The following is a 13498-nucleotide window of genomic DNA, read 5'->3' as shown; positions in this document are numbered from 1 at the left end:
AAATAATATCAAAATAATAGCCGGGGTTTTTGATAGATTTCCGATAAAATTAATCTCAATCGAGTGAAAAAAAAATGAATGAGGAATTTCCGTAAGGAAATCATTCCGAAGTATTTCAGAAATAGTACGATCAGGAAATGATTACTTAATATAAAATTAAATTGTTTTCGAATAGATTATATTCTATATTTACCTCCATTTGCAATATAATTATATGGATTGGATACCTAATTTTGATCATTATAAACATATTTCATTTGATTTGTGGCTCACGATAATCAGATCCAATCCGCAATTCAAAAACAAAAGAAACGAACTGTTCCGCGACTATTTTAAAATAGATAAACCGATGGAAGAGCTGACAGCCGTTATACGAAATATGGATTTGCTTACCAATACCATAAACGAAAAGGTAGGGAAGAATCTGGATACTTATGAGATCTATCTTTTAATTCTCGGAAATCTTACTGACGGTAAAATTGAGCGTTATACTAAAAAGGATCTGGACGGTTTCTATAAAGAAACGGAAGAGCTTTTGTTCGCCTATAAACCGTTGCTTATTCACGATACCATACCGCAAGTGCTGGAAACGTTACACGCCAAAGGTATTGGTATGAATATATTGAGTAATACGGCTTTTATAAAAGGAAGCAGTTTACGGAAAATTCTGGAGCATTATGAAATAAGCCGGTATTTTTCGTTTCAGCTTTATTCGGATGAAATCGGCTATTCCAAACCGAATCAACAATTATATCAGTATGCTTACGATATGATTTTGCAAACAAATGATATTAAAAAAAGCGAAATTATCCATGTAGGAGATAATGTGGTTTCGGATTATGACGGAGCGCTTACATTCGGTTTTAACGCACATCTTTTAAAGACAAACTTAAATGAACCTAACTTACAGCCTGCATAAAATTACAGATAAGTATAATTGTCCGTTTTCAGAGGCGGAATACAGTAAATTCAAATTCGGCGATAGTACTATTGCTCAGAAATTCGGTGATGAACTTTTCGATGGATTTATTGCAAAATATAAAGACATGATATTGGCACATGATGAAATTGTGATCCTGCCAAGTCCGTATTTGTCTATACCAACGGCATCCAATTATCTTAGTTTTTATTTTAAAAACAGGATGAATGAATTTTTATTTGATCATAATAAAAAAGCGTTGGCTGAATCCAAAATATACCGAAATCAGACGTATACAACAGATTACGGTAACCTGTCGTATGAAGATCGTGTTAAAATGATCTCGAATGACACGTATTATATTGATAAAAATTACATCAGCGGTAAGCTGTGTCTCTTTATGGACGATATTAAAATAACCGGTAGTCACGAGCATATCGTAAAAAAGATACTGGAGGATTATGGCGTTCAGGGAGAGTTTGTTTTTCTATATTACGCTGAATTGATCAATAAAGATATCCATCCGAACATCGAAAACTATTATAACTATTTCTTTGTGAAGGATGCGGAAAGTCTGGCTTCTGTTATCAATCACGATTCGTTCGTTTTTAATACAAGAACCGTAAAATACATATTGAAATTACCGAAAATGGAATTCAACGAATTATTGGATCGGATCGAGGATACGGCTTCTTTAAAAGAACTGTTTCGTCTGGCCGTGAGTAATAATTATCATACCATAGCAGAATACAAAGAAAATCTTACATTTATTTATACATTAACCAACCAAAAAAGCAATAATTATGGCTATCAACTTACAGAAAGGTCAACGTGAGACATTATCAGCTCCGAAATTTACAATCGGATTAGGCTGGGATACTAACACTTCTTCTACAGGAGCACAATTCGACCTTGATGCATCGGTTTTCATCATGGGGGATAATAAAAAAATCCTGGCTGATGAGTTTTTTGTATTTTATAACAACCTGAAATCTCCGGATGAGGCGGTAGAGCATACAGGAGATAACCTTACTGGTGACGGTGACGGAGATGATGAACAAATTAATGTTGATTTGTCTAAAATTGATCCGAGAGCAACTGAAATCTGTATTGTGGTAACCATTCACGATGCGGAGGCCAGAAAACAAAACTTCGGACAAGTGCGTAATTCATTTGTGCGAATTGTAGATACTGCAACCAATGCTGAATTAGTGAAATACGAATTGGAAGAAGATTTCTCTATCGAAACGGCGGTAGAATTCGGAAGAATTTATAAAAGAAACAACGAATGGAAATTCGAAGCTGTCGGAGTTGGACAAAGAGGTGGTTTACAGGAATATTTAAATAAATACAATTAAGATTATGGCAATTAATCTGGAAAAAGGACAACGAATTAACCTTGAAAAAAGTAACGGTTCTAAACTGTTAAACATCTGTGTAGGTGTAAACTGGGGCGCAATCGAAAAGAAAGGTTTCTTTTCTAAAACGAAAGAAGCTGTCGATTTGGATGCCAGTTGTGCAGTATATGACGAAAATAAAAATACACTGGATGTGGTGAGCTTTAGACAATTAAAATCTAATGATCAAGCAATACGTCACAGTGGAGATGACCTTACCGGAGATCTTAACGGTGATGACGGATTGGATAATGAAGTAATCACGGTTGATTTTTCAAGATTAAATCCGAAAGCCAATCACGTAGCGTTTTTTATTAATAGCTTCAGAGGTCAGGATTTTAAAGATATTCCTTTTGCGTCTATCCGAATTTATGAAGGAACACCAACCCGTGTGAATGAAGTTTTTGCCAAATATGATGTAGCAAACGATCCGACTTTTGCCGGAAGTGTGACGATGGTATTAGGGAACTTCTATAAAAGAAACGGAGAATGGAAATTTAACGCAATCGGAACGCCTACCCGCGACAGAAGATTGGAAGAAACAGTGGTTACCATTCAACAAAACTATCTGTAAAAATGGAAAATAAAGAAATAATACTATCCGGAATGGCAGGCCCTATCGATAAAGAAGGGAATGTTAATCTGGCGAATATTCAGGAAGCGGATTTAGCGGGCTATCAGTCCATCTCCAATCAACTTACGGAGAATGATGCCAATTCCATTCTGAATTATGGTGCGGAAATCCAAAATAGCATTTCGCGTCAAAGTGATACCTTTCTGGCGAATGTAAGAGCACATCATGCCGGTGATGTTGGTCCGCTTATTAATGAGTTGTTGGCCGAACTAAACTATATTGATGTTGACGAACTGAATAAAAATGCGTTTCAGCGTTTTCTTTCAAACATTCCGATATTGCGTAAAATGGTGATTGATGTCAAGAAAATTTTCCAGAAATACGACAAGATCACTGCTAACGTAGACCGAATCAGTAATAAGGTTAAAGCCGGAATGATCAACTCGGTTAAGGACAATACGTCACTTCAAACGATGTTCGACAGTAACGTTAATCTGATTAAGGAAATGGAGCGTTATATCGTGGCTGGTCAGCTTAAGTTTAAACAGCTTAATGAGGAATTAGCTGAAATGGAAGCGAATGCAGCTCAGTATCAGGATTATCAGATTTCCGATAAACGAAACTTTATAAGCCGATTGGATAAAAGGTTGGCCGACATGAAAGTGGTTCGGTTTATCTTGTTGCAGTCATTGGCACAAATCCGTGTTGTTCAGAACAATAATACGTCTATTGCCGAAAAAGCACAGTCGATATTAACGACAACAATGCCGGTATGGAAAAACCAGTTAACATTGGCGGTAGCGTTACAAAGACAACGTCAGAATATTGAAGTACAGCGTAAAGTTTCGGAAACGACCAATACGATTTTGCAGAAAAATGCAGAAATGCTAAAACAAAACAGTATTGAAGTAGCCAAAGAAAATGAAAACACAATAGTGTCGCTGGAAACACTGAAAAATACAACAAAATCATTAATTGATACGCTTACAGAAGTAAAACAGATACACGAGCAGGGAGCACAAACAAGAAGAGAGCTTGATGCCGGGTTACAAAGTCTGGAAGCCGAATTGAAAAAAGGAGTTATCAGTTAGGAAGGAAGAGGAGATTAAATAAATGAATCAGGAACAGGAAGAAATATTCAAAAATATCCTGGATGAAAGTGCAAAACGGTTATTGGTGGTTAAAATGTTGTCTAACTTTTTTAACCATAAGAATTTATTTGCCGTTTATATACGTACTAAAGTTATTCATAATCTGTTTAAATCCAATCCCGCCCTGGATCCGAATAAGCTGGAACTGTTTCATATACAGTATACAACCACGTTAATTGAATTGTTTCAAAAGCTCAAAAAAGCGAAAGAACAGCAATACCTTTTGGTTTCTGACGAGATTTATATCAATCAGGATCTGATCGGTAAACTGGAAAAAGAAGCACAGCTTTGTGATTACAGGGAAGAGTCGGCTAAGCACAGCCGTACGATGTCGGAAAAGTTACGGCAATTGTACAATATGTTGTCGGACGGAACGACAACAACACCGTTTAGCTGGAACGATATTATCGTTTTTTCGGCAAAACTGGCCCGGGAATTTTACAGAGAAATCACAGGTGAGCAGTTTTTACAGCTTACAGATATGGACGACAGGAAAACGTATCACAATGAATATGTAACCGTTGAAAAAAAATTACTGGGTCGACTCAATGTCCGAAAATTTAAAGTTAAGCTAATTTGCGGATTGCGATTTGGTGATGAAATGGCCGAAGTATACGAGTTTATCGATTCGAATGATAAATTCGTTTTTATCAACAGTACAAAATCTTTTTTCCTTTTGGAAGAAGAGAACGATAAGGGGATCGATCTTTCGAAAAATCTATCCAACAAAAACAGTATTGTTCGCGACCTTACCGAAAAAAATGATTGGCTTAAAAATAAACTGAATACCATAAAAACAGCACTGACAGAAGATGTCGAAGAAGTATTGGAAGGATATCTTGAAAAAATATCATCGGTCGATTTTCTGGATGAGCTGCAAAATGTTGACGAACAAACCAACATTTTAAGAGCAATGTTAAACATTAATATTAATTCAAAATAACCATGGCAATTAATTTAGAAAAAGGACAAAGACAGAATATATCAGCACCTAAATTTACAGTAGGTTTAGGTTGGGATACAAATTCAAGCAGTACAGGTGAGGCGTTCGACTTAGACGCATCTATCTTTATGTTGGGAGCTAACGGGAAAATTATCAGCGATAATCATTTTGTGTATTACAACAACCTGAAATCACCGGACGAATCTGTAATTCATACCGGAGATAACCTAACAGGTGAAGGAGACGGAGATGATGAAAAAGTACTGGTTGACCTTTCGAAAATAACTTCTGACGTAAGCGAAATCTGTTTCGTAGTTACGATTCACCAGGCGGATACAAGAAGACAAAACTTCGGACAGATCAGAAATTCATTTATCCGTATTGTAGATGCTGCTAATAATGCTGAAATCGTAAAATATGAGTTGGATGAAGATTTCTCAATCGAAACAGCAGTAGAATTCGGAAGAATCTATAAAAGAAATGACGAATGGAAATTCGAAGCAGTTGGTGCCGGATTAAAAGGCGGACTTCAGGATTTCTTAAATAAATACAACTAACCAATCGCATTAAACAACCAAAAAACAATCATAATTATGGCTATTAACTTAAGCAAAGGTCAAAAAATTGACCTGAGAAAAACTTCAGGGGAATCCCTTACCAATTTTTGTGTAGGCGTAAACTGGGGTGCAATTGAAACAAAAGGATTATTCGGATTATCAAAAAAAATCCAGAATATCGACCTTGATTTAAGTTGTATTCTTGTTGACGATCAAAATGCAATTTGCGACCATTTATATTCGCCTTTATACCGTGTTGAAGTTTTACAACAATTCGGATTACCGAAAGGAAAACTGGAAACGGTTGAAGGAGCATTACGTCACACCGGAGATGATCTTCAGGGAGATTCAGGAGGAGACGACGGTTTGGACAATGAAATCATCACAGTAGATTTGACTAAAATCCGACCTAACGTATCTCAAATCTTCTTTTTCCTGAATAACGCAGGTAGCGAAGATTTCTCTCAGATTCCGTATTCTAAAATCAGAATGTATGAAGGAACGCCAACTCGTGTAAACTCTGTATTTGCATCGTATAATGTATCGGCAGAAGGACAATACGTAGGAAAGCAATCCATCATCATGGGAAAACTTTACAAACGAAATAACGAATGGAAATTCAGCGCAATCGGTGATCCGACAGACGATACTTTCCTGGGACAAACCATACACCGAATTGTAAAAAATTACCTGTAAGCAGTAATGGAAATTAAAAATATTGATGGCTTAAAAGTATCTCAGATACGAGCCATCGTGAACAGCGGAGGTAAATTTGTTATTTTTCCGTATACGGTTTCTATTGTATTAATGACGTTTAAAAGAAGTTCTTCCATTTATCTTGTCCGACCGGAAGAAAGTAGCTTTAAATATTCGTATAAGCACGTTTTAGTAAACGGTATTTTCGGATGGTGGGGACTTCCGTGGGGACCTGTTTATACGATCCAGTCACTTTATCATCAGATATCAGGCGGTAAAGAAGTAACTAAGGAGATTATGACGCATCTGGCACAACACGATCCGGAAGCGAATACATCGACGTATAATATTAACGGAGCTGTTTCCTCTAATACATCACATTCTACAGGAAATAACGACGATCAGCCAAGCTATAATATTCCGAGGTAATCGCTCATAAATTGAAAAAGCTATGAGAAGACTGCCCGTATATTTTTTGCTGGATACTTCAGGCTCTATGTATGGCGAGCCCATACAAGCACTGAATAATGCGTTAAGCGGAATGATAAATACGCTGCGCAGTGATGCTCAGGCACTGGATTCCCTATGGCTGAGTATCATAACCTTTGATCGGGAAATTAAAGAAATTGTACCGCTTACGGAGCTGGTACAGTTTCGGTTACCCGAAATTACCTGTCCGCAAAGCGGGCCTACGAATACAGGCGCCGCTCTCGATTTTGTACTCCAAAAAGTAGAGCAGGACGTTATTAAAAGTTCACCGACTCAAAAAGGCGACTGGAAACCGTTGTTGTTTCTCTTTACTGACGGAAAACCCTCGGATATACAATTATACCGGGAAAAAACCGCTCAAATAAGAGCATTTGATTTCGGAGCTGTTGTGGGTTGTGCAGCCGGACACCTGGCAAACGACATGATGTTAAAGGAACTGACGGATAATGTGGTCCATCTGGATACAGCCGACAGTCAGACGCTTAAAGCTTTCTTTAAGTGGGTATCCGAAACCATCGAACAAGGGAATAAAAGCCAGGGTACGGGAGAAGCACCGAAACTTCCGCCGCCGCCGGACGAAATCACGGTTATTGTATAACATTAAATTGAAACAATGAGAAGACTTCCTATTTACTTTTTGATAGATATTTCAGAATCAATGGTCGGCGAACCGATCCAACAGGTTGAAGAGGGATTGTCAACCATTATTCAGGCATTAAAAACCGATCCTTATGCGCTGGAAACCGTTTGGATTTCCATTATCGTATTTGCCGGTCAGCCTAAAACATTAGTGCCTTTACAGGAAATAGTAAGCTTTTATCCGCCGCGTTTCCCGATCGGAAGCGGTACTTCTTTAAGCAAAGGACTCGGACATTTAATGTACGAACTTCGTAGTAATGTGGTAAAAACTACCTATGAAAAGAAAGGCGACTGGAAACCGATTGTTTTTCTGTTTACAGATGGAGTGCCTACCGATGATACGTCGGCTGCTATCCGCGAATGGAAGGAAAACTGGCAAAAATCGGCCAATATGATTGCAATTTCATTCGGAGAAAATACCGATACTACTGTATTGGGTGAATTGACGGATACGGTTTTGGAATTTAAAAATACCAATGCACAATCCTATAAAGATTTCTTCAGATGGGTAAGCGACTCGATCAAAACCAGTAGTATTAGTGTCGAAAATAACGGATCCGGTTTTGAGCTGGCGAAGTTGGATGAAAATACGGTTTCAAAAATCGACCTTACTAAAAACGAAAATAAAGGACAGGCAATCGATGATAATTTTGTGGTACTGTCTGCTAAATGTCAGAATACAAAACGTCCGTATCTGATAAAATATGCCAGAGCGATTAATCCGTCCAGTTTTGGCGGAATGGATTTTCATACAAAATCATACCGTTTCGTAGGCGCTTTCCCGGTTGATAATTCCTATTATGAACTGGCGGATGCTTCTATCGATACCAAAGTAAACAGTGAAGAACTAACCGGCGCACCAAGTTGTCCGTGTTGCGGTAATCCTTATGGCCTGGCCGTTTGTTCTTGCCAAAAAGTACATTGTATTGATGAAAATGAAGTCAGTACATGCCCGTGGTGTAACGCTCAGGGGCGTTACGGCTTTGGATCCGGTGGTTTTGATATTACTAGAGCTCAGGGATAATGGATGAAACGGAACGCTATATAAAATCCCTTCTTTTACAACAAAATATAGAAAGCTGCCTGAAATGGGAACAGCTATTCCGTTCTTTTGTTGCAGACGAAACGAATAGAAACAAGGTAAAGTTAATACAGGAATTACAACGCGAAATGACAAAAAACTGGCAATTAATAGCAAGAAAAGAAGAAATCAAAAGCCTTCCGATCGTATTTCCCAACGGGATTGTCGGTAAGTCATATGAAGCACTGTTTGATTTTGCCGCATTGGGACTAACCGATATTGCAAAGTATCAGCTTTCCGGATTTGAAAACAGCGGACTGACATTTAATACCAATAATAGAATCATTTCCGGAATACCGGATCAGAGCGGTGATATCCGATTAAATTTTGAGTATCGCCTGATAACAGAACCGGAAGATGCAAAGTTTAATACAAAACAGATATCCATTATAATCAATCCGGATCCTAAATCGCTATGGCGGAATATCCCGAGTGATCAAACGGTTCGTTTTGCCAAACCGGATGAAGAATCGGTTCAGGCTCAACTGGCCGATAAAACACTGGTTGTCGCTTCAAAAAGAGGACGTTCACACGCAAACAACGGAAGTTATCGCGAAGATGATTTTGCTTTTGCAGATTTGGAAAACGGATGGACTATTATTGCTGTTTCGGACGGAGCCGGCTCGGCAGGATTATCCCGAAAAGGCTCACAGTTGGCTTGTCAAACGGTAATTGATTATTTCAAAGAAAAACAAATCGACAATAAAGCCGAATTTGAGAACATACAATCGGTTGCTGATCTCGAAAAAATACGACCTTATCTCGGTGAAGCGGCACGTCAGGCACATACGGCTATTGCACGTTTTTCGACGGAGCAGAATGAAAGTATAGAGGCTTTTCACGCGACATTGGCTTTTGCCTTGGTAAAACAGTTAGCAGACACTTGTTTGATTATCAGCTTTGGAGTAGGCGATTGTCCGATTGTATTGATCAGCGATGATTTCAATCAAATCCGATTGATGAATAAGCTGGATGTCGGAAGTTTTGGCGGTGGTACGCGTTTTATAACGATGCCGGAAATATTGGAAGCTGCCGATTTTGAAAGCCGTGTGACTATAGCACAAACCAATACAATGAAGGCACTCGTTCTGATGACAGACGGAATTTATGATCCGAAGTTTGAAGTAGAAGCCAATCTGGAAAACCCTGAAAAATGGAAAAATTTCTTTACTGATCTGAATGGGAATAATCCGGAAGAAATTCGTGTGGATTTATTTCAGAATCCGGAAAACAGCGAGGTTGCCTTGTTGGAATGGATGAATTTCTGGAGTCCCGGAAACCATGACGACAGAACATTAGCTATTTTATTTTAATCGAATACAATGAGTATCATAACTGTAAAATCCGTTAATGACCCTTCTAAATCGTATCAATATACGGATACCGATAGCCCGATGCGTGGCGGAATGAAAGATGTTTATTTCAGTCCGGATAAATCCTATGTAATTGCTTTTTTTAGAGATCAATTGGATGATAATCAGAAAGAACGACTAAAGCGGATTACCAATTATTATTTACCGCAAATTCAGAATAAAGATGCCGCGGATTATTTCCTGGATGAAATATTTCGCTGGCCGTCTGATGTGGTCGAACATAAAGGAATGACCGGAATTATTGTGCCTACTTATAAAGGAAAATTCTTTTTTAAGCAGGGAAGTGAAACCGGAGATACGATAAAAGGAAAGGAAAAAAACGGAAAATGGTTTGCAGGAGCTAAGTTTCGAAATGAACAATATCCGTTGCGACTGGCCAAATCCGAATTAGGAAACTGGCTGAGTTATTTTCAGATTGCGATCCATATTGCGCGTGGGGTTAAAAAACTTCATGCTATGGGATTGGCGCATTCGGATTTGTCCTATAACAATATTCTGATTGATCCGGTTGAAAAAGCAGCTTGTATGATCGATTTGGACGGATTAGTGGTACCGGGATTGTTTCCGGCCGAAGTAATCGGTACGGCGGAGTTTATCGCTCCGGAAGTATTGGCTACAAAGCAGCTGGACAAATCGGACCCGGGACGTATTTTACCGAGCCGACTAACGGATTTACACGCCTTACCGGTATTGATCTATATGTTTTTATTACACCGTCATCCGTTAAAAGGAGGAAAGGTACATGATCTGGACACCGATAAAGACGATTTGCTTTCAATGGGCGAAAAAGCGTTGTTTATTGAGCATCCTACAGATCATTCGAACCGACCTAAAATCGATCGTTTTTCGAAGTGGGATCTCCCGTGGGCTGATATCGATAAATTACCTTATACAATTACCGGACCGTATCTTACCGAGATGTTTAACCGCGCTTTTATAGAAGGATTACACGATCCGATGCAACGTCCGCCGGCGGAAGCCTGGGAACAGGCATTGTTAAAAACAGTCGATCTGATTCAGCAATGTACCAATTCCTCCTGTAGTCAGCAATGGTATGTTTTTGATAACTCAACAAAACCACAGTGTCCGTTTTGTAAAACACCGCATACAGGTACACTACCGATGCTGGATTTTTATTACGAGTTTAGCCCCGGAGTTTGGAAACCGGAAAATCAACGCCTTATGGTGTATAATAATCAGTACGTTTTTAACTGGCATGTAAACAGAAATGTTATCCGTAACGAAAAACTGGATCCGAAGGACAAAAAACCGATAGGCTATTTCACTTTTTATGAAGGGAAATGGGTTCTGGTTAACCAAAAACTGGAAAGCCTGAAAGACCTTACGGAAAATAAAGAAATACCGGTAAATTCGATGGTCGAACTTACCGATGGAAAAAAATTGCTGTTGTCATCCGAAGAAGGTGGCAAACTAGCCTTGATCACAATAACCAATAAAAATAATTAATATTAACTTTTTAATTTTTACGAATGGATAACTTAATTAATCATCCCGGACTGATAGCAGTTTTTTCTGTTGTAGTCATAATTATGCTTTTGCTGGATTTAGGCGTTTTTAATAAAAAAAGCCATGTGGTTACCAATAAAGAAGCGGTAATATGGTCTTTGGTATGGATAGGATTGTCCATGCTTTTCAGTGGTTTTATCTACTACTATGCCGGAATGGAAAAATTCTCACAATTCCAGTCGGCTTACTGGATCGAAAAAGCGCTTTCGGTCGATAATCTGTTCGTATTTATATTAGTATTCGGATTCTTTAACGTTCCGAAAGAAAATCATCATAAAGTATTGTTCTGGGGTATTATCGGAGCATTGGTATTGCGTGCCGTATTTATCTTCAGTGGTGTAGGACTAATTAAACTGACGTATCTTCCTGAAATGGAAATGTTCGGACATGCATTACGTATTAATGTTATCCTGACTATTTTCGGATTATTCCTGGTTTATGCCGGAATTAAATCCTGGTTTGCAGAAGATGACGATGATGAAAATAAAGATTTCAGCAAAAGCCCGGGTGCTAAAGTGGTTCATAAATTCTTTAGCGTAAGTAAGAATTATGATAAAGATAAATTCTTTACGATTGAAAACGGAAAAAAACTGGCAACGCCTTTATTGGTAGTAGTTGGGGTAATTGAATTTACCGATTTACTTTTCGCAGTGGACTCGATTCCGGCAATCTTCGCTATTGCACCGGACGATCCGTTTATCCTGTATACATCTAATATTTTTGCTATTTTAGGATTAAGAGCCTTGTATTTCCTTTTGGCGAACTTTATCCATTTATTCAGCAAATTAAAATACGGATTAGCGATAATCTTAGCCTTTATTGGTGTAAAAATGGTAATATCACCACTTTATCATATCGAATCGATTCATTCACTTATTGTAGTAGGTAGTGTATTGGTACTATCCGTAATTGCTTCATTGGCTTTTCCGGAAAAACAGGAAGCAGAAGTCTAACATTCTGAAAAACAACAAAAGGGGTTATATCATGTAACCCCTTTATTTCTTCATCGGCAACAGAAGAATCAAAACGAATTGTTGCTCCGCTTAAGTTTGCTTATTATTTCTGCCGAAACCTCATTTTCGCAACGGCAAACGTTCTTTCTTTTCTTTTTACGGAAAACCATATTTAGCCATACGTCACTCCAACTATCTTTACCTGTATCTTTTAATTGTTATAATAACACAGTCTTTTATAATAATTAGAATAATGATAACACTAAATCACTTGATTATGAAAGATATTGACGCAGCAACATTACAAATCTACACCTCTAAATCCAAAGCCGACAAAGCAATCAGTTCCTTAAAAGGACTATTACTTGGAATCAACATGGACGGAGAAGTAAATGAAACCGAAATAAAAGAACTACAACTTTGGGCAGATAGCCATAAAGAACTGGTTAACCGACATCCGTTTAAAGAATTTATGGAAGTTATTGATGCAGCGCTGACCAATAAAATTCCAACTAAAGAAACGATTGAAGATTTGTATTGGTTGTGTCAGAAATATGAAAATGACAATTATTACTATGATGCGGTTACATCCGATTTGCAGATTTTACAAGGAATTTGCCACGGAATATTAGCAGACGGTACTATCAACGATAAAGAAATCTACGATCTGCAACAATGGCTGAATGATAATGATCATTTGAACAGCCATTATCCGTATGATGAAATCCGAAGTCTTGTACTTTCGGTTTTAGCGGATAAACAAATCGATGACGACGAAAGAATCGTTTTAATGGCTTATTTTAAACAATTCGTGAGTCTGCAAAATGAAAATATCCGGGAAAAAGTAGCACAACAAACAGCCGACGTGACAATTTCGGGTTTATGTACAAGCGAACCACAAGTTGAATTTGAAGGCAAAACGTTTTGTATAACCGGCGTATTAAAAAGAGGAAACAGAGAAAGTTTACAGCGGGATATCGTTCGTTTGGGTGGAATACCTACCGATACGATTACGAAGAAAACAGATTATCTTATAGTGGGCGATAACGGAAATCCGGCCTGGGCTTTTTCCTGTTACGGCAGAAAAGTAGAAAAGGCAATTAATCTGAGAAAAGAAGGGCATACGATAATGTTAATCCATGAATTTGATTTTTCAGATATCATAGATGATTTAATAGCGTAAAACAAAATTAGGATTT

The 13498-nt window shown here is 38.0% G+C and carries 15 protein-coding genes; all 15 read left to right on the top strand.

Features of this window, described 5'->3' with window-relative positions:
- Positions 1–214 precede the first annotated feature (214 nt).
- The 15 genes from NOX80_RS13840 to NOX80_RS13770 all read left to right on the top strand — a co-directional run bounded on the left by NOX80_RS13840 (position 215) and on the right by NOX80_RS13770 (position 13482).
- The gene (locus NOX80_RS13840) at positions 215–919 is read left to right on the top strand and encodes an HAD family hydrolase (protein ID WP_256550388.1); all 705 of its coding nucleotides are present in this window, start codon (positions 215–217) and stop codon (positions 917–919) included.
- The gene (locus NOX80_RS13835) at positions 894–1754 is read left to right on the top strand and encodes a phosphoribosyltransferase family protein (RefSeq protein ID WP_256550387.1); all 861 of its coding nucleotides are present in this window, start codon (positions 894–896) and stop codon (positions 1752–1754) included. Before NOX80_RS13840 ends, NOX80_RS13835 begins: the two co-directional genes overlap by 26 nt.
- The gene (locus NOX80_RS13830) at positions 1723–2277 is read left to right on the top strand and encodes a TerD family protein (protein WP_256550386.1); all 555 of its coding nucleotides are present in this window, start codon (positions 1723–1725) and stop codon (positions 2275–2277) included. Before NOX80_RS13835 ends, NOX80_RS13830 begins: the two co-directional genes overlap by 32 nt.
- 4 nt (positions 2278–2281) lie before the next feature.
- Positions 2282–2890 (top strand): TerD family protein, encoded by a 609-nt coding sequence (locus tag NOX80_RS13825; protein ID WP_256550385.1) that lies wholly within the window; start codon positions 2282–2284, stop codon positions 2888–2890.
- Between the two features lie 2 nt (positions 2891–2892).
- Complete coding sequence (locus tag NOX80_RS13820; RefSeq protein WP_256550383.1) at positions 2893–3981, top strand: toxic anion resistance protein; 1089 nt, start codon at positions 2893–2895, stop codon at positions 3979–3981.
- A 22-nt stretch (positions 3982–4003) separates the two neighbouring features.
- Complete coding sequence (locus tag NOX80_RS13815) at positions 4004–4984, top strand: hypothetical protein (protein ID WP_256550382.1); 981 nt, start codon at positions 4004–4006, stop codon at positions 4982–4984.
- Positions 4985–4986: 2 nt separating this feature from the next.
- Complete coding sequence (locus NOX80_RS13810; protein ID WP_256550381.1) at positions 4987–5541, top strand: TerD family protein; 555 nt, start codon at positions 4987–4989, stop codon at positions 5539–5541.
- Between the two features lie 36 nt (positions 5542–5577).
- Positions 5578–6237 (top strand): TerD family protein, encoded by a 660-nt coding sequence (locus tag NOX80_RS13805; RefSeq protein WP_256550380.1) that lies wholly within the window; start codon positions 5578–5580, stop codon positions 6235–6237.
- Between the two features lie 6 nt (positions 6238–6243).
- A complete protein-coding gene (locus NOX80_RS13800) occupies positions 6244–6666 on the top strand; it encodes a hypothetical protein (RefSeq protein ID WP_256550379.1) in 423 nt (140 codons plus the stop codon).
- Positions 6667–6688: 22 nt separating this feature from the next.
- The gene (locus NOX80_RS13795) at positions 6689–7324 is read left to right on the top strand and encodes a vWA domain-containing protein (protein ID WP_256550378.1); all 636 of its coding nucleotides are present in this window, start codon (positions 6689–6691) and stop codon (positions 7322–7324) included.
- Positions 7325–7339: 15 nt separating this feature from the next.
- Positions 7340–8389, top strand: a complete 1050-nt coding sequence (locus tag NOX80_RS13790) for a TerY-C metal binding domain-containing protein (RefSeq protein WP_256550377.1) — start codon at positions 7340–7342, stop codon at positions 8387–8389.
- Positions 8389–9759, top strand: a complete 1371-nt coding sequence (locus NOX80_RS13785) for a PP2C family serine/threonine-protein phosphatase (protein ID WP_256550376.1) — start codon at positions 8389–8391, stop codon at positions 9757–9759. Before NOX80_RS13790 ends, NOX80_RS13785 begins: the two co-directional genes overlap by 1 nt.
- A gap of 9 nt (positions 9760–9768) precedes the next feature.
- A complete protein-coding gene (locus NOX80_RS13780; protein ID WP_256550375.1) occupies positions 9769–11286 on the top strand; it encodes a helix-hairpin-helix domain-containing protein in 1518 nt (505 codons plus the stop codon).
- Between the two features lie 23 nt (positions 11287–11309).
- A complete protein-coding gene (locus NOX80_RS13775) occupies positions 11310–12299 on the top strand; it encodes a TerC/Alx family metal homeostasis membrane protein (RefSeq protein ID WP_256550374.1) in 990 nt (329 codons plus the stop codon).
- A 277-nt stretch (positions 12300–12576) separates the two neighbouring features.
- Positions 12577–13482 (top strand): BRCT domain-containing protein, encoded by a 906-nt coding sequence (locus NOX80_RS13770; RefSeq protein WP_256550373.1) that lies wholly within the window; start codon positions 12577–12579, stop codon positions 13480–13482.
- Positions 13483–13498: the final 16 nt, after the last annotated feature.

It is taken from the genome of Flavobacterium cerinum (assembly GCF_024496085.1).
Lineage (GTDB): Bacteria > Bacteroidota > Bacteroidia > Flavobacteriales > Flavobacteriaceae > Flavobacterium > Flavobacterium cerinum_A.
The sequence above is the reverse complement of the archived record's forward strand: the minus strand, read 5'-3'. Positions and strand labels throughout refer to the sequence as shown.

Coding starts and splice junctions, on each gene's coding strand:
- NOX80_RS13820 (WP_256550383.1), top strand. CDS start 2,893: ATGGAAAATAAAGAAATAATACTATCCGGAATGGCAGGCCCTATCGAT.
- NOX80_RS13790 (WP_256550377.1), top strand. CDS start 7,340: ATGAGAAGACTTCCTATTTACTTTTTGATAGATATTTCAGAATCAATG.
- NOX80_RS13810 (WP_256550381.1), top strand. CDS start 4,987: ATGGCAATTAATTTAGAAAAAGGACAAAGACAGAATATATCAGCACCT.
- NOX80_RS13800 (WP_256550379.1), top strand. CDS start 6,244: ATGGAAATTAAAAATATTGATGGCTTAAAAGTATCTCAGATACGAGCC.
- NOX80_RS13825 (WP_256550385.1), top strand. CDS start 2,282: ATGGCAATTAATCTGGAAAAAGGACAACGAATTAACCTTGAAAAAAGT.
- NOX80_RS13840 (WP_256550388.1), top strand. CDS start 215: ATGGATTGGATACCTAATTTTGATCATTATAAACATATTTCATTTGAT.
- NOX80_RS13775 (WP_256550374.1), top strand. CDS start 11,310: ATGGATAACTTAATTAATCATCCCGGACTGATAGCAGTTTTTTCTGTT.
- NOX80_RS13795 (WP_256550378.1), top strand. CDS start 6,689: ATGAGAAGACTGCCCGTATATTTTTTGCTGGATACTTCAGGCTCTATG.
- NOX80_RS13785 (WP_256550376.1), top strand. CDS start 8,389: ATGGATGAAACGGAACGCTATATAAAATCCCTTCTTTTACAACAAAAT.
- NOX80_RS13830 (WP_256550386.1), top strand. CDS start 1,723: ATGGCTATCAACTTACAGAAAGGTCAACGTGAGACATTATCAGCTCCG.
- NOX80_RS13780 (WP_256550375.1), top strand. CDS start 9,769: ATGAGTATCATAACTGTAAAATCCGTTAATGACCCTTCTAAATCGTAT.
- NOX80_RS13805 (WP_256550380.1), top strand. CDS start 5,578: ATGGCTATTAACTTAAGCAAAGGTCAAAAAATTGACCTGAGAAAAACT.
- NOX80_RS13770 (WP_256550373.1), top strand. CDS start 12,577: ATGAAAGATATTGACGCAGCAACATTACAAATCTACACCTCTAAATCC.
- NOX80_RS13835 (WP_256550387.1), top strand. CDS start 894: ATGAACCTAACTTACAGCCTGCATAAAATTACAGATAAGTATAATTGT.
- NOX80_RS13815 (WP_256550382.1), top strand. CDS start 4,004: ATGAATCAGGAACAGGAAGAAATATTCAAAAATATCCTGGATGAAAGT.